At 66.2% G+C, this 16,938-nt stretch carries 11 protein-coding genes; 1 reads left to right on the top strand and 10 read right to left on the bottom strand.

What is annotated here, in order from left to right:
• Nucleotides 1-594: 594 nt before the first annotated feature.
• The 3 genes from ACQR1L_RS07890 to ACQR1L_RS07900 all read right to left on the bottom strand — a co-directional run bounded on the left by ACQR1L_RS07890 (nucleotide 595) and on the right by ACQR1L_RS07900 (nucleotide 7,026).
• Nucleotides 595-3,426, bottom strand: a complete 2,832-nt coding sequence (locus tag ACQR1L_RS07890; protein ID WP_434857392.1) for a DEAD/DEAH box helicase — start codon at nucleotides 3,424-3,426, stop codon at nucleotides 595-597.
• Nucleotides 3,427-4,221: 795 nt separating this feature from the next.
• Nucleotides 4,222-6,285, bottom strand: a complete 2,064-nt coding sequence (locus tag ACQR1L_RS07895; protein WP_434857393.1) for a methyl-accepting chemotaxis protein — start codon at nucleotides 6,283-6,285, stop codon at nucleotides 4,222-4,224.
• Nucleotides 6,286-6,360: 75 nt separating this feature from the next.
• On the bottom strand, nucleotides 6,361-7,026 hold the full coding sequence (locus ACQR1L_RS07900) for a hypothetical protein (RefSeq protein WP_434857394.1): 666 nt from the start codon (nucleotides 7,024-7,026) through the stop codon (nucleotides 6,361-6,363).
• 538 nt (nucleotides 7,027-7,564) lie between these two features.
• Between ACQR1L_RS07900 and ACQR1L_RS07905 the strand changes: the two genes are divergently transcribed.
• Nucleotides 7,565-8,494: a 3-hydroxyacyl-CoA dehydrogenase gene (locus tag ACQR1L_RS07905; RefSeq protein WP_434857395.1), complete on the top strand. Its 930-nt coding sequence runs from the start codon at nucleotides 7,565-7,567 to the stop codon at nucleotides 8,492-8,494.
• A 167-nt stretch (nucleotides 8,495-8,661) separates the two neighbouring features.
• Here ACQR1L_RS07905 and ACQR1L_RS07910 read toward each other — a convergent pair whose 3' ends face one another.
• From ACQR1L_RS07910 to ACQR1L_RS07940, 7 genes are all read right to left on the bottom strand, one after another.
• Entirely contained in the window at nucleotides 8,662-9,672 is a 1,011-nt protein-coding gene (locus ACQR1L_RS07910; RefSeq protein WP_434857396.1) for an ABC transporter ATP-binding protein, read from the bottom strand.
• Complete coding sequence (locus tag ACQR1L_RS07915) at nucleotides 9,669-10,664, bottom strand: ABC transporter ATP-binding protein (protein ID WP_434857397.1); 996 nt, start codon at nucleotides 10,662-10,664, stop codon at nucleotides 9,669-9,671. The genes ACQR1L_RS07910 and ACQR1L_RS07915 overlap by 4 nt, the downstream gene beginning before the upstream one ends.
• Nucleotides 10,664-11,569, bottom strand: coding sequence for an ABC transporter permease (locus ACQR1L_RS07920; RefSeq protein WP_434857398.1), 906 nt, complete (start codon nucleotides 11,567-11,569; stop codon nucleotides 10,664-10,666). Before ACQR1L_RS07920 ends, ACQR1L_RS07915 begins: the two co-directional genes overlap by 1 nt.
• Nucleotides 11,566-12,546, bottom strand: a complete 981-nt coding sequence (locus ACQR1L_RS07925) for an ABC transporter permease (protein ID WP_434857399.1) — start codon at nucleotides 12,544-12,546, stop codon at nucleotides 11,566-11,568. Before ACQR1L_RS07925 ends, ACQR1L_RS07920 begins: the two co-directional genes overlap by 4 nt.
• A gap of 49 nt (nucleotides 12,547-12,595) precedes the next feature.
• Nucleotides 12,596-14,191 carry an ABC transporter substrate-binding protein gene (locus ACQR1L_RS07930; RefSeq protein WP_434857400.1) on the bottom strand — a complete coding sequence of 532 codons (1,596 nt, stop codon included), beginning with the start codon at nucleotides 14,189-14,191 and terminating at the stop codon, nucleotides 12,596-12,598.
• 81 nt (nucleotides 14,192-14,272) lie between these two features.
• Nucleotides 14,273-15,217, bottom strand: coding sequence for a CobW family GTP-binding protein (locus ACQR1L_RS07935; protein ID WP_434857401.1), 945 nt, complete (start codon nucleotides 15,215-15,217; stop codon nucleotides 14,273-14,275).
• The gene (locus ACQR1L_RS07940) at nucleotides 15,214-16,860 is read right to left on the bottom strand and encodes an amidohydrolase (RefSeq protein ID WP_434857402.1); all 1,647 of its coding nucleotides are present in this window, start codon (nucleotides 16,858-16,860) and stop codon (nucleotides 15,214-15,216) included. Before ACQR1L_RS07940 ends, ACQR1L_RS07935 begins: the two co-directional genes overlap by 4 nt.
• Nucleotides 16,861-16,938 lie beyond the last annotated feature (78 nt).

The raw sequence follows: 16,938 nt of genomic DNA on the forward strand, positions 1-16,938 counted from the left end.
AGGTTCAGCCCAATATCCGGCCTTCCCTGCGCGGCGGTTTTGCGGCTTATAGGCGCTCTCCCCGGGGACCGGCTGTCTTGCCCCCGTCGCCAGCGGATCATCACCACCGGCTTGGTCTCAGCGTCGGGAGACCAGGACCACACCATTTCGCCGTCGCCTCACTCCGTTCGTCGGCACGGGCTGTGACACCCGGCTGCAGAGCAACGCGCCCGTCGCCTCTCCGGCTCGACGCTTCATGACGATCGCGAAACGTCCCTCTTCAGCGAGCCGGGATGTCCGAGAATGTGGAGGTGATTTGCCCGACGATGCAAGGGATGAGACCGCGGCAAACCGGCACGACGGGCAACCCGCGCATGCGGGGCATGCGCGGGTTGCCCGTCGGGCGGATGATCAGTTGAACGATCGGCGTGCTCATGATCCCACGTGGAGCGCCGCCTTCGGCGCCTGATCGACATGGTGAGGCGCGCCGTGCTCCGCAGCTTCTCCAAGACGACTGCCAAAGGCGGCGCGTCTCGAAACATGAGGCCGCAGCTTGGGCCTCACCCTTCGAGACACCCGCCTTCAGCGGGCTTCTTTGCGCGGCGTACGGCTCCCCTATTCGTCCAGGAGATCAAGAAACCGCTCGACCTTCTGTAGCACCGGTCTGGCACTCTGGTCGGAATGGATGACCCGATTGCCGTCGCGCTGCAGCAGCCGTGAGCACGACCTCCGAATTCGTCCCGGCAGCAGCGTGGCCGCGATTGCTTCCGGCCCTACGTCGAGGCGCATGATTCCGCGCTCTCTGCACCTCATCCTGAGCCTGGCAACAGCGAAGAAATTGCTGGCCGCAGGCGGCAACGTTCCGAACCGACGCTGCGTTTCATCCTCGATATCTTCCAGCTCATCGTCAGTCCTGCACCGGGCCACCCGCGCATAGATCTCGAGCCTGACCGCCTCCGACTGCACGTAGTCCGAGGGAAGCAGCTCGGCGATCGGCAGGTTCAGCTCCGGGACCCAGAGGGCCGACATCCCGTCGCGATCGCCTTCCAGCGCCAAGGTCAGCAGATGACCATAGAGTGTCGGACCAAATACCTGCACGTGACCGGACTGGCGATCCGACAGCATGTCGCCGCTCCCGCGGAGGTCGAGATCGCGCGCGCTGATGGCAAAGCCCGCGCCCGGACGATTCAGTTCCTCGAGCACGGAGAGCCGCTGCTCCGATCGGTCCGAGCCGCCCTCGGTCAGGAAATGCGCGAATGCCCGGATGCCGCCGCGACCGACCCGCCCGCGGAGCTGATGCAATTGCGCCAGGCCGAATTTTTCCGGCCAGCACACGACGATCGTGTTCGCCCGCGGTATGTCGAGGCCACTTTCGACGATGTTGGTCGCGAGCAGGACGTCGGCCTTGCCTTCGACGAACGCCATCAGCCGCTCGTCGATCTCATCCGCAGGCAGCTTGCCGTGAATCGTGATGATCCGAAGCTCCGGCGCGAGCATGTGAATGCGGGCCCGCATGGGATCCAGGTCCTGGATCCGCGGACAGATCACGAAGCTCTGGCCGTTGCGGCGATGCTCGCGCCCCAGGGCGGTGGTGATCGCGATATCCGACAGCGGCGCGACCTTGGTCACCACGGGCACACGATGCACGGGCGGCGTCGCGATCACGCTGAGGTCGCGCAGGCCGGTCAGACCGGCCGCCAGCGTGCGCGGGATGGGCGTCGCGCTCATCCAGAGCCTGTGACCGTTCTTGTTGAGGCTCGACAGCATGGCCTTGTCGGCCGCGCCGAAATGCTGCTCCTCGTCGATGATGACGAGCCCGAGGTCAGCGAACTTGACGTCCTTCGACGCCAGCGAAAGCGTGCCGACGACCACTTTGAGCTCACCGCTCTTCAAGCCCTCGCGCACCTTGCGCGCCTCGGCCGTCGAAGCGATCCGGGAGAGATTTCCGACCTCGATGCCGAGCGCCGCAAAGCGCTTGCGGAACGTCTCGACGTGCTGTCGCGCCAACACCGTCGTCGGGACGACGATCGCGACCTGCTTGCCGGCCAGAACTGTCGCCGCGGCCGCGCGCAACGCCACCTCGGTCTTGCCGAAGCCGACGTCACCGCAGACGATCCGGTCCATCGGATGCCCCGATGCCAGATCATCCAGAACCTCGCGGATGGCCTGCGCCTGGTCCGGCGTGGTGAAATACGGGAAGCGCGCGACGAATTGCTCGTAGCTCGCGGGCCGCGGCACGAGCTTCGGAGCCGGCCGCCGGCGCCGCTGGCTGATCTGCTTGGCAAGTTCCTTGGCGACGATGTGAATCTCGGTCTCGGCGGCGGCGCGCCGCGGCCGCCACGAACTGCCGTCGGCCTTGTCGAGCGAGGTGTCGCCGAGTTCAGCCGCGTAAGGCCAGATCAGGGCCAGCTCCGCAAGGGGCACGAGGACCGCATCAGTTCCGGCGAACACCAGGCGGACCATCTCGCGCGCGGAGACACCGGCGGCGCCCATCGCCCGCAATCCGCCGAGCCGGGCCAACCCACGTTGCAGATGCACGACGACCGATCCGGCCTCGGGCAGATCTGCGGTTTCGAAGCCGGGTGTCCAGGCCCAGTTCGCAGGCTGCGGCTGATGGGCTCTGCTGCCGAGAACGTCGGAGGCGGTGATGACAACAATTGGCTTCCGCCCGGGAACGACGAAGCCGGCGTCGAAGCCGGCCAGCAAGGCTGCTTCCCGCCTGCCTCTCGCAATTGCCTGCGCCCAATCAACGGCGCCTTCGGCTTTGACTCCGCTCATGGCGGCCATCAGCCGCAGATCCGACTCGGCCGCCGCGGCAAACACGAGGCGTGCATCACCCCGCCGGGCTTCCTCGATGAAGGCGCGCAGCGCCTTCCGGGGCGTGGCCTCCTTGAAGAACTCCGGCGTCGCTCGGTATGGCGCCGTGGGCGACAGCAACGCAATTCTCTTGGCCGTCTGCTCCCATTCGCGGCGGCTCACATAGGCACGATCACGCTCGGCACGGGGAGCCGCTTCCTCGATCGTGCTCAGCCAGATGTCCGCATGCTTGGGGAGCTCCGCATCGGCGATCCACTTGGCCCGCGTGCAGTACTCGAACAGGCTGGCCTTGTTCCGAGCTCGTTCCTTGAACGCCAGCCGCTCGGACATCGGATCGATCTGGAGCTCCTTGAACTCGGAGATCACTTCCTGATCCAACGGATTGAAGGTGGCAATCCGTCGTATCCTCCCGCCTGAATGCTCGACCCTGAAAGGGCCACGCGCGCCGGCCGGGAAAATCTCGAACGTGTTGCCGTGAAACAGCACGCCGCCGGGATAATCCGGGCTGTCGTCCGAGTCATATCCGAGCGCAGCAAAGCGAGCTTCAAAATGCTGTTCGGAGTAGCTTTCGCCGACCCGCAGCAGCATGCCACTTCCCGACCAGTCCGCCGGCCGCGGCACGCGCTCCATGATCGCCTCCACGGTCGTGATCAGCAGAGGCTTCTTCGCCCGCGCGAGACGCCTCAACACGGAACTTCGCCGGCCCGCGATGTCACGCGACGGCTCGAGCAGATCGAACGGCAGGGTGTTCAGCCGTGGATAGACGAGCACGTCGCAGGCGGGATCGAGAACCTGAATGATGGACGCCAATCGCTCGGCGCGGCGCTCGTTCTTGGCGAGAAACGCAAGTCCGCTTCGCCCCTTCGCTTGCCACTCGGCCACCAGGTGCAGCGCCAAGAGCCCAAGAGGCGACGCGGAGGACACGGCAGGCTTCGCGGCTGCCACCTTCTTTGGCGCACCCGATATCGTCTTGCGCGGAACCGGCTTCGTTCGTGATGCGGCGTGCTTTGGTGAGGGCGTCTTCCGCTGCACCGAGCTGCGGGGATTACGAAGAACTGAGGGCAAAGATGGTGGCTCGTGTGTCGTTGAGGATGCCGGGACGAACGTCCGGCGAATCTGACGACAATTAGCGGATTCGGATCGTCGAGGGCACCAAGATCTCAAAGCGCTCCGCGCAGGCGCACCAGATCCCTATCCCGCCTCGGGAAGGTCAGAGACATGTCCCGAACCGGGAAAGTTCATGCGGCACATGACCTCATCACCGGGAATGCGCGCCATAGCCAGGCTCGACGCGCGTGACGATCGCGCAACGTCCCTCTTCAGCAAGCCGAGATGCGCGAGAAGGTGGCGGTGTTGCCCGACGACACATTTGAGTAGTTCGGCGGCGCGCGCCGCAGTCGCATGGGACGCGCCAGGCCGCCCCGATCAGGCGGCGCGGACCTCCTCGACGAAGCTGCCGACCTCGGTCTTCAGTTGCTCGGCCTGCCGCGACAGTCCGTCGGCCGCGTTCAACACTTCGCTCGCGGCGATGCCGGTTTCGGTCGCCGCCTTGCTCACGCCGCTGATCGTCGCCGTCACGTCCTTGACCGACTGCGAGGTCTGCTGAACGTTGCGGGCGATCTCCCCGGTCGCCACGCCCTGCGCATCGACAGCCGATGCAATCGCGTGCGAGATCGAGGAGACCTCCTCGATGGTCCCGGCAATGCCGCGGATGGCGTCGACGGCTTCCTTGGTGGCGGCCTGGATCTGCGAAATCTGTCCGCCGATATCCGCCGTCGCCGACGCCGTCTGTGTCGCGAGCATCTTCACTTCGGAAGCGACCACGGCGAAGCCGCGCCCGGCTTCGCCGGCCCGCGCCGCCTCGATCGTCGCGTTCAGCGCGAGCAGATTGGTCTGGGCGGCGATCGCCTGGATCAGGGTGACGACCTCGCCGATCTTCTCGGCGCCCTCGGCGAGCGTCTGCACGATCTTGTCGGTGCGCTGGGCATCGGCCACGGCACGGCCGGTGATCATCGAGGACTGCGCGACCTGGCGGCTGATCTCGGTGATCGAGGCCGTCAGTTCCTCCGCCGCGGAGGCGACCGTGCTGGCGCCCATGCTTGCCTCTTCGGCGGCAGTAGCCACCGTGGTCGCCTGCCCCTTGGTCTGCGTCGCGGTCGAGGACATCGACCGCGCCGTCGTCTCCAGTTCGGTCGCGCCCGAGGCGAGCTGCGCCACCATGGCGCCGGCCTTGGCCTCGAAATCGCGCACCAGGCCTTCGAGACGCGCCGCGCGCTTTTCCTTAACGACGCGCTCGGCGGCCTGTTCGCCGGCCAGCCGGTTGGTGGTGAGCATGGCCTCCTTGAACACCTGCACGGACTGCGCCATGCCGCCGATCTCGTCCTTGCGCGCGGCGAAAGGCACCTCGGCCTCCTCGTTGCGGGCCAGCCGGGTCATCACCTCCGACAGTTTCGCGATCGGGGTGAGCAGATGGCGCACCAGCAGGACGGAGGACGCCGCCGACAAGCCGAGCACGAACAGGATGGCTGCACCGGCGAACAGGATGCCCATGAGCCCATCGGACTCGTCCTGCTCGGCGACAGCCTGCGCATCGCGCAAGGCGGCGTCGCGAATGCCCAAGAGCGATGCGTTCGCGGCCGTAGCCTGCCGACGCCAATCGTCGATCGACACCTCATAGGGCGTGGCGTTGAAGGCGGCCTTGATCAGCGCCTCGCGCAGCGTCTTGTCCGCGCCGAAATAACGCTCACGCGCCTCGCCGACGCTCGCGCGCGTCGCCTTGGGCGCATGGGCGTCGTCGCCGCGATCGAGGATCTCGGCCCACAGCCGAGCCATCTGACCATTCGCGAAATTCAGCTCGTCGCGCTCCGCAGCCGTCGCCGGGCGGCCGGCCGTGACAAGCCCCGAAATCAGCAGCGACACCTGACCGGCCGTCTGCCGGATGACCCAGCCCTTCTGCGCGACGTCGAGCAAATTGCCGGCCGTGGTGCTCAGCCGCATCGTCTCCTTGATGCCGCTTTCGAGCAACTGGTTCAGGCTCGCCATCGCATCGGCGTAGTCGCGCATCGCCTTGGCGGCGATGCCGCTGCCGCGCTCGGCCAGCGGCTTGCTCCAGTTGGCGGCTGCCTCATTGCGCACGGCGGCGATCTTCGCCACGGCCGCGTCGACCCGCTGCGTCAGATCGGCGTCGCCGCGCGCGAGCACAGCCAGCTTCTCCAGCGCCTCGTCGCTGCTGCGGCGGTTGTCGGCGAACTCCTTCAGCACGGCGCCATCGGCCGGAGACTTGCCGATCAAGGCGCGATTGACGGGACCGCGTTCGACGGTCAGCGCTCCCACCGCGTCGAAGCCCGCCGCCAGCCGGGTCTCGAGCGCATGCGCCGCGACGGCGTTCTGATAGGCGCCCCAGCGCTCGCTGAGTTGAAGGCCCGATGTCAGGACGATGACGCCCGACATCAGCGCCGCGATGGCAATTCCCGTCCGCTTGATGGACACGTCCTCAACTCCCCATTCCCCAGGACACCCCGAGCAGGAGGGCGCGCTGAGCGCCCACGCGCGAAAGCCCCCGCCCTACTTCAGTTCGAATTCGACCAGCTCGATGGTCGACTTGCCCGTATTGCGGATCGTCCGCGCCGGCCCGATGTCCTGCCAGGCGAAATCGCCGAACTTCAGGTTCAGCTTGTGGTCCGGCTTGCCTTCACGGCCCTCGATGAGTTCGCCACCCTGCACCACGATCCGCACGCCCGGCGCGGCCTGACGCATCGCCGGCGCGGTTTGACCAGGCTGCAGGATCAATCGCCAAGCCTGAAGGCGATGGTTGTCCATGACCGTGACATAGGGCTCGGGACGCGCAGCCGGCGTGAAGCGGCCCGGCTCGGAGTCGAACAGCTCGAAGCCCGCAATCCGGAAGTCGCCGTCGCCCACATTGACGACCTGATGGACGCCCGGCTTCTTCGTGTAGTTGGTGAACAGCACCTCGCCGACCTTGCGGGGCACGATCAGCGGCTTGCCGCCGAGCGGCGTCCCCTCCGCATTCGAGACGGCGAGATAGACCTGCGCGAAATCCCTGGTGTGGCTGTGATAGGCCGCCATGCCTCCGGCCGGAATCGTGACGTTCATGAACTGCAGATATTCGTTCTTGAAGGTCTGATCGTGGAAGCTCGCGAACTCGATCGGCACGATCTCGGGCTCGCCTGTCGCATTCGCGCGTCCCGGCAGCACGGCGGCGCCAATCACCTGGGCGCCCAGGACGGCGCAACACCCGCACAAAAACTGACGCCGTCCCATCGCATTCCGCATCTTGTCGCCTTATCGTCTCGTTGAACTACGCATGCTGACCTGACTATCTGGATACCCCTTAAGACACGTTTAAGTGACGGCGCTCGCGCAGGTGTGAGAGCGCATGGCACGTCACATGCGAACGCATGCCTGCTGAATTCGCCGATGATCGTCAGCCGAAACGATCACTTGCGTGCTGATCGCGCCGTGTATCAAAAAGCGGGCGAATGAGCCGATGGATGACGATGCAATGCCTGCATCCATCGGCATGCGCAGCGCGAACACGATGCGAACCGAGCGCTCGCTGCAGCGTCGACGGCGCTGCTCCGAACCACCGCCCGACGACACCTGACTTTGTCAGGCTCCGCACGCCTGCCCCGGACGATGCCACGTTCGAACGCTCGTCGCGCTGGCAAGATCTGACCAGCGTCTGCAATCCCATTCAAGATCATGGACGGAAATCCAGGCAGGGTGCTCTGCCTCAAAGGAGAGCAACATGACTGTTTCAGCCGCGACGACCTCGCCGAATGATCATGCGACGATGATCGTTCCCCGCTTGTTTGTTCTCGAGCTCAGCGCGGGCAAGATTCATACGATGAACATCGACGGATCGGGCCGCGAGACGATCGTCACAGACTGCCGTCTTCCGGACGGCATCGCCCTCGACCTGGATGCAGGCCACATCTACTGGACCAATATGGGCGTTCCGAACCTCGATGACGGCTCGATCGAACGCGCCGACCTGGATGGCGGAAACCGCACCATCATCGTGCCGCAGGGGCATACGCACACACCGAAGCAGATCATCCTGCATCGGCGCGACCGCAAACTCTATTGGTGTGACCGCGAGGGCATGAAGGTCATGCGCGCCAACATGGACGGCTCCGCGATCGAAACGCTGGTGAACAGAGGGGCGTCCGAGCTCAGGCAGCCCGATCTGACGCGATGGTGCGTCGGCATCGCGATCGACGACGAGACCAACCGGATGTATTGGACGCAGAAGGGCCCGGAGAACGGCGGTCTCGGTGTCATCTACCGGGCGGGCCTGGACATTCCCAAGGGCGAGAGCGCATCGGCCCGGTCGGACATCGAAGTCTTCTTTGATGGCCTGTCCGAGCCGATCGATCTCGAACTCGATCACGGGCGTCGTCTGCTCTACTGGACGGATCGCGGCGAAGCCCCGCGCGGCAACACCGTCAACCGCGCCTCGATCGACAACAAGCCCGCTGAGCCGGAGATCGTGGTGCGCCACTTGAACGAAGGGATCGGACTCACGCTCGACCTGCCGAATGACCGCATGTTCGTCACGGATTTCGCAGGCTCCCTGTACGTCGCCAGGCTCGACGGCTCGGACCTGCAGAGCCTGCTGTTCGGCCAAGGCAACCTCACCGGCATCGCCTACGCAGAGATCGCTCGAAAGATCTGACAGGGCGCAGCGCTCGTGAAGATCGGGCGAAGCCCCAGGGCTTCCCGCGCTGAGCGTTATGGCTTTTCATCTGCGACGCGCTGATCGCAGCGTCAGCACGACTGCCGGCTGCAATATGCCGCAGTCGGAGCACATGCACGGCATGACGCTCTCGCAGTGCGCCCGCATCAAGCCAGTTCGGCGGCACGATGACACGCGACATAATGGTGTGGTCCCATCGCGTCCAGCACCGGGAGACGCTGCGAGCAGACATCGATCGCGGCCGGACAGCGCTGCGCGAAGCGACAGCCGGGCGGCGGATCGACCGGGCTCGGCGGATCGCCCTTGACCAGATAACGGCGCTTGAGATCATCGCGCAGCGGTCCGGGCGGCGCGGCGGCGGCGATCAGCGACCAGGTGTAGGGATGACGGGGCGCGGCGAAGATGTCGGCGGCCGGCGCCTGCTCGACGATCTTGCCGAGATACATCACCGCGACCTCGTCGCAGAATTTCTGGATCACGCCGAGATCGTGCGAGATGAAGATGTAGGTGAGATCGCGCTCGCGCTGCAGCCGTTTTAACAGATTGAGGATCTGCGCCTGGATCGCGACGTCGAGCGCGGACACCGCCTCGTCGCAGACGATCAGGTCGGGTTCGGGCGCCATCGCCCGCGCGATGCACAGCCGCTGACGCTGGCCGCCGGAGAACTGGTGCGGATACAGGTCGGCGGCCTGCGGTGGCAGACCGACTTCGGCCAGCAGCCTGCGCACCCGCTCGTCGCGCTCGCTCCGCGTGCCGATCCCGAGCAGGTCGAGCGGCTCGCGGATCTGGTCGCCCGCACGTCGCCGCGGATTGAGCGCCGAGAACGGGTCTTGGAACACGATCTGCAGATGCCGCCGCACCTCGCGCAAGGGCCGGCCGGTGAGGCCCGCGATGTCGCGATTGCCGAACACGATCTGGCCGGATGTCGCCGGCACCAGCCGCATCACGGCCTGCGCGGTGGTCGACTTGCCCGAGCCGCTCTCGCCGACGATGCCGAAGGTGGTGCCGCGACGAACGCGAAAGCTGACGCCGTCGACCGCGTGCACGAATGACGGCTTGCCGTTGCGACGGCCGGCCGGAAAGTGCACGACGAGGTCGTTGACGTCGAGCAGCACCTCGCGGGGGCCTGTGCCGCGGATCGCTTCGGCTATGCTCATGCCGCGAGCTCCGTCTTGCGCCAGCAGGACACGGCGTGATCCGCCGCAATCGGCTCGAGCGCGGGCTGCGGCTTCGCGCGGCAGACGTCGCAAGCCTGCGCACATCTTGCAAGGAAGGCGCAATCGGCGCCGCGCGCGCCGAGCGGCGGCACCATGCCGGGGATCTCGCCGAGATCGACCCAGGGCCGCGGTGGCTCTCCAATCGCGAGGTGCGGCACGCAGTTGAGCAGGCCCCGCGTATAGGGATGACGCGGCGCCGCCACGATTGCATCCGACGCCCCCGCCTCGATGCAGCGTCCGGCATAGAGCACGAGCATCTCGTCGGCGAGCTCGGCGACCGCGCCGAGATCGTGGGTGATCAGCAGGATCGCCGTCCCGGTGCTGCGTTGCAGCTCCGCGAGCAGATCGAAGATCTGCGCCTGCACGGTCACGTCGAGCGCCGTGGTCGGCTCGTCGGCGATCAGCAGCTTCGGCCGCCCGGCCAGCGCCATCGCGATCATCACGCGCTGGCGCATGCCTCCCGACAGCTGGTGCGGATAGGCGTCGACCCGCTGCTCTGCGGCCGGAATCTGCACCGCGCGCAAGAGCTCGATAGCGCGCTTGCGCCCGGCGGCGCGATCGAGCCCCTCGTGCCAGCGCAACACCTCGCCGATCTGGTCGCCGACCGTGAACAGCGGATTGAGCGCCGTCATCGGCTCCTGGAAGATCATCGACATGGCGCTGCCGCGCAGGCTCCGCATCTCCTTCGGCGACAGGGCCAGCACGTCCCTGCCATCCAGCACGATGCGACCCGAGGTAATGACGAAGTCCTCCGGCAGCAGCCGCATCAGCGCCAGCGCCGTCATGCTCTTGCCGCAGCCGGATTCGCCGACCAGCGCCAGGGTCTGCCCCAGCGCGACCGTGAACGACAAATTCTCGATCACAGGGACGAGGCGGCCGGCCCCGTTGCGCATGCTGACGTTGAGATCATCGACTTCGAGCAGCGCACCCATCACGACCTCCGCCGCAGGCGCGGGTTGATCGCATCGTTGAGGCCGTCGCCGACCAGGCTGATTGCGAGCACCGCGAGGAAGATCGCCGCTCCCGGGAACATCACCGCCCACCAGGCGTCGAGAATGTAGTTGCGGTTCTGGCCCAGCATCAATCCCCAGCTCATCACGTTCGGGTCGCCCAGGCCCAGGAAGCTCAGGCCGCCCTCGAACAGGATCGCGACGCCGATCGCCAGCGTCGCCGACACGATCACCGCGGGCAGCGCATTCGGCAGCAGCACGCGCAGGATCAGGTTTGCGTTGGAGGCGCCCGCCGCGCGCGACGCCTTGACGAAGTCGAGGTCGCGCAGCCGCATGAGTTCCGCCCGCGTCAGCCGCGCCACCGAGGTCCAGCTGACGCCGCCGATCGCGAGCGTGATGGTGGTCAGCTTCGGCCCGAACAGCGTCACCAGCACCATCGCGAACAGCAAGGGCGGCAGGATCTGGAAGAACTCGGTGATCTTGACCATGATGGCATCGATCGCGCCGCCGAAGTAGCCGCCGACCGCGCCGATGACGAGGCCGATCGCGATCGTGATGAGCGCGGCGACGGCGCCGACCGCGAGCGTCGCGCGCCCGCCATGGATCAGCCCGGCCAGCACGTCGCGGCCGAGATAGTCGGTGCCGAACCAGGCATCGGCATCGGGCGGCATGAACGGCGCGCCGACGAGATCGAGCGGATCCACCGGATAGAGCGATGGCCCGACCACGGCTACCACAATGATCAGGATCAGCAGGCACGCGCCGGCGACGCCGGACGGGCTCTTCATGAATTGCCGTAGCGCCAGGCGCCCCGGCGACGCGGCGGCCCGCACGGGCAGATCGGCCGGCGACGTCGGCAGCGGCGCGGTGCTCTCGATCACCGTCATCGCCGCCCCGTCCGGATTCGCGGGTCAACGAGGCGGTAGACCACATCGGTCAGGATATTGGCGGTCATCACCATCAGCGCAGAGAAGAACAGCACGGCCATCAAGGTCGGATAGTCGCGCCGCAGAATGGAATCGAACACCAGCCGGCCCATGCCGGGCCAGCTGAACACGGTCTCGACCAGCACGGCGCCGGCGAACAGATTGCCGAACTGATGGCCGGCGACGGTCACGATCGGGATCAGCGTGTTGCGCAGCGCGTGTTTGCCAACCACCAACCACTCCGGCAGCCCCTTGGCGCGGGCGGTTCTGACATAGTCGGCCGACAGCGCCTCGATCATGTTGACGCGCGCCAGCCGGCTGTATTGCGCGATGAACACGAGCGCGAGCGTCAGCGACGGCAGCACCAGATGGCGGGCGACGTCGAGCACATAGGCGACCCCGTACCTCGGATTGACCACGTCGGCCATGCCGACGACGGGGAGGATCGGCCAGACCGAGCCGAACAGCAACAACAACAGCAGCCCGGTCCAGAAGATCGGCGCTGCGTAGCCGGCCAGCGAGACCACCGTGACCGCGTGGCTGAACAGGCCGTTCGGCCGCCGGGCGCTGACCACACCAAGCAAGGTCCCGATCGCGAGCGCCGCGGACAGTGCGCACAAGGTCAGATACAGCGTCGCCGGCAGCCGCTGCAGGATCAGGCCGAGCACGGGCTGGTTGAAGTAGTAGGAGTAGCCGAAGTCGCCCATCGCGACATTGCCGAGATAGATCGAGAGCTGCTGCAACAGGCTCTGGTCGAGGCCGTATTTGGCGCGCAGCGCCGCAACGACGTCGGCCGACGCGCCGCCCATCTCGCCGGCGATCACCTGGACGGGATCGCCGGGAGCAAGGTGGATCAGGCAGAAGTTGAGCACCAGCACGGCGATCAGCAGGGCGACCGCATTGATGATCTGCCGGGCCAGATGGGTGGCGAATGCCATGATGCAGCACGTCTCCTCGTGGCTCTCGCGAACCGATGTCAGACCCGCCTCAGGTCTTCGGCGGCGTTTCCCAGTACAGCTCGTCGAGCGGCGACATCATGCCCCAGATCGAGTTCGGGAGATTGCCGAGTCCCTTGGCAAACGCATTGTAGTACGGGCTGACATTGATGAAGTAGATCGGCACATCCGAGACGACGATCTTCTGGAACTCCGAGTAGAGCGCCTTGCGCTTCTCGGGCGAGGTTTCGACCGCCGCCGCCTGCAACAGCTCATCCACCTTCGGATTGGAGTATTGCTGGGTGTTCGACCAGATGATGCCCTTGCGGATGTTCGACGTCAGATAAGTCCGGTTGACGCCGATCACCGGGTCACCCCAGTTGTAGACGGTGTCCATGGTCAGGTCGAAGTCGAAGTTCGAGACGCGCTGCGCCCAGGTCGGGAAATCCGGCGCGGCGCGCACCTCGAGATTGATGCCGACGCGCTTGAGCTGCGAGCGCATGTACTCGGCGACATTGCGCTGCTGCTCGTCGCCGCCCGGAATGTAATCGATGGTCAGCGAAAAGCGCGAGCCGTCCGCCCCCTTGGCGTAGCCCGCGGCATCCAGCAACGCCGCCGATTTGGCGTAGTCCACCTTGTAGGCTTCGACGGCCGCTTCGGCGAGCGGCGAATCCGGCGCGATCGGCCCCAGCGCTGGCGTGGCCTTGCCGCCCATCAGCTTGGAGACGATGAAGTCGCGGTTGGCCGCATAGGCGATGGCCTGGCGCACGCGGACGTCGTCGAGCGGCTTCTTCTTTGTGTTGAAGGCAAGCCAGTTGAGCGGGCCGACGCCGGCCATGCCCTTGTCGGTCACGACCAGGTTGGGTGACTTCTGCAGCCGATCGATGTCGCGGGCGCCGGCGATGAAGGGAAACGCGCTGAAGTCGCCGCGTTCCAGCGAGACCACGGCCGCGTTCTGGTCCGACACCAGCCTGACCACGATCTTGTCGAGCTTGGGCCGGCCGGGGATGAAGAACTTGTCGAACTTCTCCAGCGTGTAGTATTCGCCCTGCTTGTACTCGGTCAGCTTGAACGGCCCGGAACCGATCGGCTTCAGGTTGGCCGGGTGGGTCTTGAGGTCCTGGCCATCGCCGTAGATGTGCTTGGGCAGGATCGGCATCAGCGCCGGCGACATCGCCAGGAGCAGTGACGGGCTCGGGTTCTTCAGGCGGAGGATCGCGGTCGCGGGATCGGGCGTCTCGACCTTGTCGACCGCCGCCAGCATGGTCTGGAACGGATGATTGGCCTTGATCGCCATGATCGAGAAGGCGACGTCCTCCGACGTCACGGGGTGACCGTCGTGGAAGACGGCATCCTTCACCAGGTGCAGCGTGACGGACAATCCGTCAGGCGCGACCTCCCACGACTGCGCCAGATAGGGCTGCGGATTCCACTTGTCGTCATAGCGCAGCGGGCTGGCGAAGATCTGCGCGGTCGGCATCGCCGTCGCCATGCCCGACTGCACGGCGCCGTTGAAATGCCGCGGCACCTGCGTCGTCGCGACCACCAGCGTATTGCCGCCCGCTGATTGCGCCTGCGCCGCGGGCGAGGCGGCCGTGGCCACGACGAGACCGAGAGCTCCGAGCACGAAATGTCGTCTGATCAACATGGCTATCCCGCTTCCTGATTTACGAAAGGGTGGATGATGAGAAAGTCGCTTGGTGGTCCGATGTGCTCTGCTGTCATCGCGTCACGCCGCAGCGGTCAGGGCGCGGTCGAGGATCGCGTCGAGTTCGTGATCCGATGGCAAATTCGCGGTACCCACGCCAGCCAGCGTGATCGTCTCAGCCACATCCGACGCAGCATCGTCCGCGGGCGTCAGCGACCAGTTGCGCGACACCAGTTGGAACACCTGCGCCCGGTCGTCGCCGTCGACCCGGCAAATTCCCTTCAGCCGCAGCAACTGGCCCGGCAGGTCGTGCACCGCGGCCGCCAGCCTGTCGCGATCGAAACGGCCGGCGCGCCGATAGGTCCAGCGACGGAAATCGCTCTCATGATCCACCGTTTCCGCCACCGGCTCGGCGCGGAAACGTGCGAGCCGCCCCCGTCCGAAAACGGCCTGATGCGCAGGAGTGAGCGCCGATAATGGCTCGATCGGCACAGCCGGCCGGATGGCGCCGATGACGGCACACGCGGCCTCACGCTGGCTCTCGCTGGCGAGGTCGCATTTGCTGAGCAGCACGACGTCGCATTTGGCGAACTGGTTGCGGATGGTCTCGCCGATGTGCCGGTCCTCGCACTGTGTCGCGATGCGGGTTGCATCGGCCAGCACGACGACGCCGTCGAGCCGCAGCGACGGCTCGACCAGCGCGATCTCGGCGATACGCCAGGGATCGCCGACGCCGCTGGCTTCGATCACGACGCGATCGAAGCGCCCGACATCGTCGAGCAGCCGCGCCAAGGTGTCGAGAAAGCCCGTCCCGATGCTGCAGCAGACGCAGCCATTGGTGAGCGACATCGTCGTGCCGTCGTGGCTGCGGATCAAAGCCGCATCGACGTTGATCTCGCCGAAATCGTTCACCAGCACCGCGCAACGCTCCGTGCTTGCGGACAGCAGCCTGTTGAGCAGCGTGGTCTTGCCGGCGCCGAGAAAGCCGCCGATCACGGTGAACGGAATGGGCGCTGATGCCGTCATGTGCGCGGCGCCTCCTTGACGACGCCGCCGACCACCGTGCCCCACACCGGAACGTCCTTCAGGGCCTCCGGCGCGACCGTCAATGGATCCTGCTCGAGGACCGCGAAGTCAGCATACTTGCCGGCCTCGATGCTGCCGATGAGATGGTCGAGCTTGAGCGTGTAGGCCGCGCCGATCGTGATGGCATTCAGCGCCTGCTCCACGCTCAGCGCCTCGGTCTCGGCGCCGAGCTTGCGGCCCGACGAGGTCACGCGGTTCACGGCGCACCACGCGGTGAACAGCGGCGACAGCGGCGTGACCGGCGCATCGGAATGGATCGAGAAGGGAACGCCGATCCGCTGCGCCGTGCCGGTCGCATCGAGGCGGTTCGCCCGCTCCGGTCCCATCGTAAGCTCGTAGTGGGAATCGCCCCAGTAGAAGACATGATTGGCAAACAGGTTGACGCACATGCCGAGCGCCTTCATGCGGCGGAACTGCGCCGCGTCGGCCATCTGGCAGTGCTGCAGGGTATGGCGGTGGTCCGGCCGCGGATGAGCGGTCTGCGCCTTCTCCACGGCGTCAAGCGCAAGCTCGGTCGCCTCGTCGCCATTGGTGTGGATGTGAAGCTGGATGCCCGCCCGGTGGTAGAGATCGACCAGGCGCGGCAGCTCGTCGGGCGCGATGTACCACAGACCATTCGACGCGCCGTTGTGGTAACCAGGCCAGCGCAAGCGCGCCGTGAAGCCCTGGATCGAACCGTCCACGACCAGCTTGACAATGCCGTAATGCAGCTTGTCGTTGCCGGACTCACGAAGCGCTGTGATCTTCTCGATCGCCTTGTCCGGGCTGTGGGTGGCCGAGGCCAGCGCCGGCACCAGGCGCACACCGAACTCCGCCTGCTGCGTCGCCGCGCGGTAGAGATCGAGCGTGTTCTCGGTGAGATCGTTGTGCAGATCGGTGATCGTGGTGACGCCCTGCACGCAGGCCGACGACGCGTAGCGCTGCACGTCCGACATTGTCAGCAGCTCCGACAGCGGATTGCCCACCAGACGGAACGCCCGCAGCCGTGCCGCGATGCCTTGCAGCTCGCCGCTGGCCCGGCCGTCGGCTCCGGCGACGACACCGGAGATGTCGGTGGCATGCAGGAGCTGGGTGCGCTCCAGCACCAGCGTGTTGACCACGCTGATATGGAAGCTGGCGTGGATCACCATGATCGGCCGCGTCGTCGAGACCCGGTCCAGCGCTTCGCGCGTCAGCTTCTCGCCGCCGATATGCAGCGGATCGAAACCCCAGGCGAACAGCGTCGCGTTCGGATCGGTCATCGCGGCTTCGGCCTCGCGGAGCCGTGCGACGATCGCATCGATATCAGGCACGCCGGCCACCGCACTGCCCTCCGGCGAGCGCCGTTCGAACGCGCCGACATAGGGCAGCGACCACATCATGCCTTCCATGATGTGGCTATGACCTTCGACGAACCCTGGTAGCAGCACCTTGTCGCGGAAGCGCATGTCGATCCCGCCCTGCGGGACGAACTGAGCGATCTCAGCTTCACTGCCGGCCGCGACGATCCGCCCCTCTCGCACCGCAACGTGCGTCGCATGGGGTCGCGACGGATTCATCGTCACGATTCTGCGGGCGACGTAGACGACGGTATCTGAGCTCACCGCGAACTCCTTCAACTTCCCAGGACCCGTTTGACCAGGACCCGTTTGACCAAGAGCCATCTGTTGAAACCTGCGGTG

Origin of the sequence: Bradyrhizobium sp. HKCCYLR20261 (assembly GCF_051168435.1) — a bacterium.
Classification (GTDB): domain Bacteria; phylum Pseudomonadota; class Alphaproteobacteria; order Rhizobiales; family Xanthobacteraceae; genus Bradyrhizobium.

Bases quoted from the DNA above. Each gene is read 5' to 3' on its own strand.
- ACQR1L_RS07890 (WP_434857392.1), bottom strand. From the start codon at position 3,426: ATGGAGCGCGTGCCGCGGCCGGCGGACTGGTCGGGAAGTGGCATGCTG.
- ACQR1L_RS07905 (WP_434857395.1), top strand. From the start codon at position 7,565: ATGACTGTTTCAGCCGCGACGACCTCGCCGAATGATCATGCGACGATG.
- ACQR1L_RS07910 (WP_434857396.1), bottom strand. From the start codon at position 9,672: ATGAGCATAGCCGAAGCGATCCGCGGCACAGGCCCCCGCGAGGTGCTG.
- ACQR1L_RS07915 (WP_434857397.1), bottom strand. From the start codon at position 10,664: ATGGGTGCGCTGCTCGAAGTCGATGATCTCAACGTCAGCATGCGCAAC.
- ACQR1L_RS07920 (WP_434857398.1), bottom strand. From the start codon at position 11,569: ATGACGGTGATCGAGAGCACCGCGCCGCTGCCGACGTCGCCGGCCGAT.
- ACQR1L_RS07925 (WP_434857399.1), bottom strand. From the start codon at position 12,546: ATGGCATTCGCCACCCATCTGGCCCGGCAGATCATCAATGCGGTCGCC.
- ACQR1L_RS07930 (WP_434857400.1), bottom strand. From the start codon at position 14,191: ATGTTGATCAGACGACATTTCGTGCTCGGAGCTCTCGGTCTCGTCGTG.
- ACQR1L_RS07935 (WP_434857401.1), bottom strand. From the start codon at position 15,217: ATGACGGCATCAGCGCCCATTCCGTTCACCGTGATCGGCGGCTTTCTC.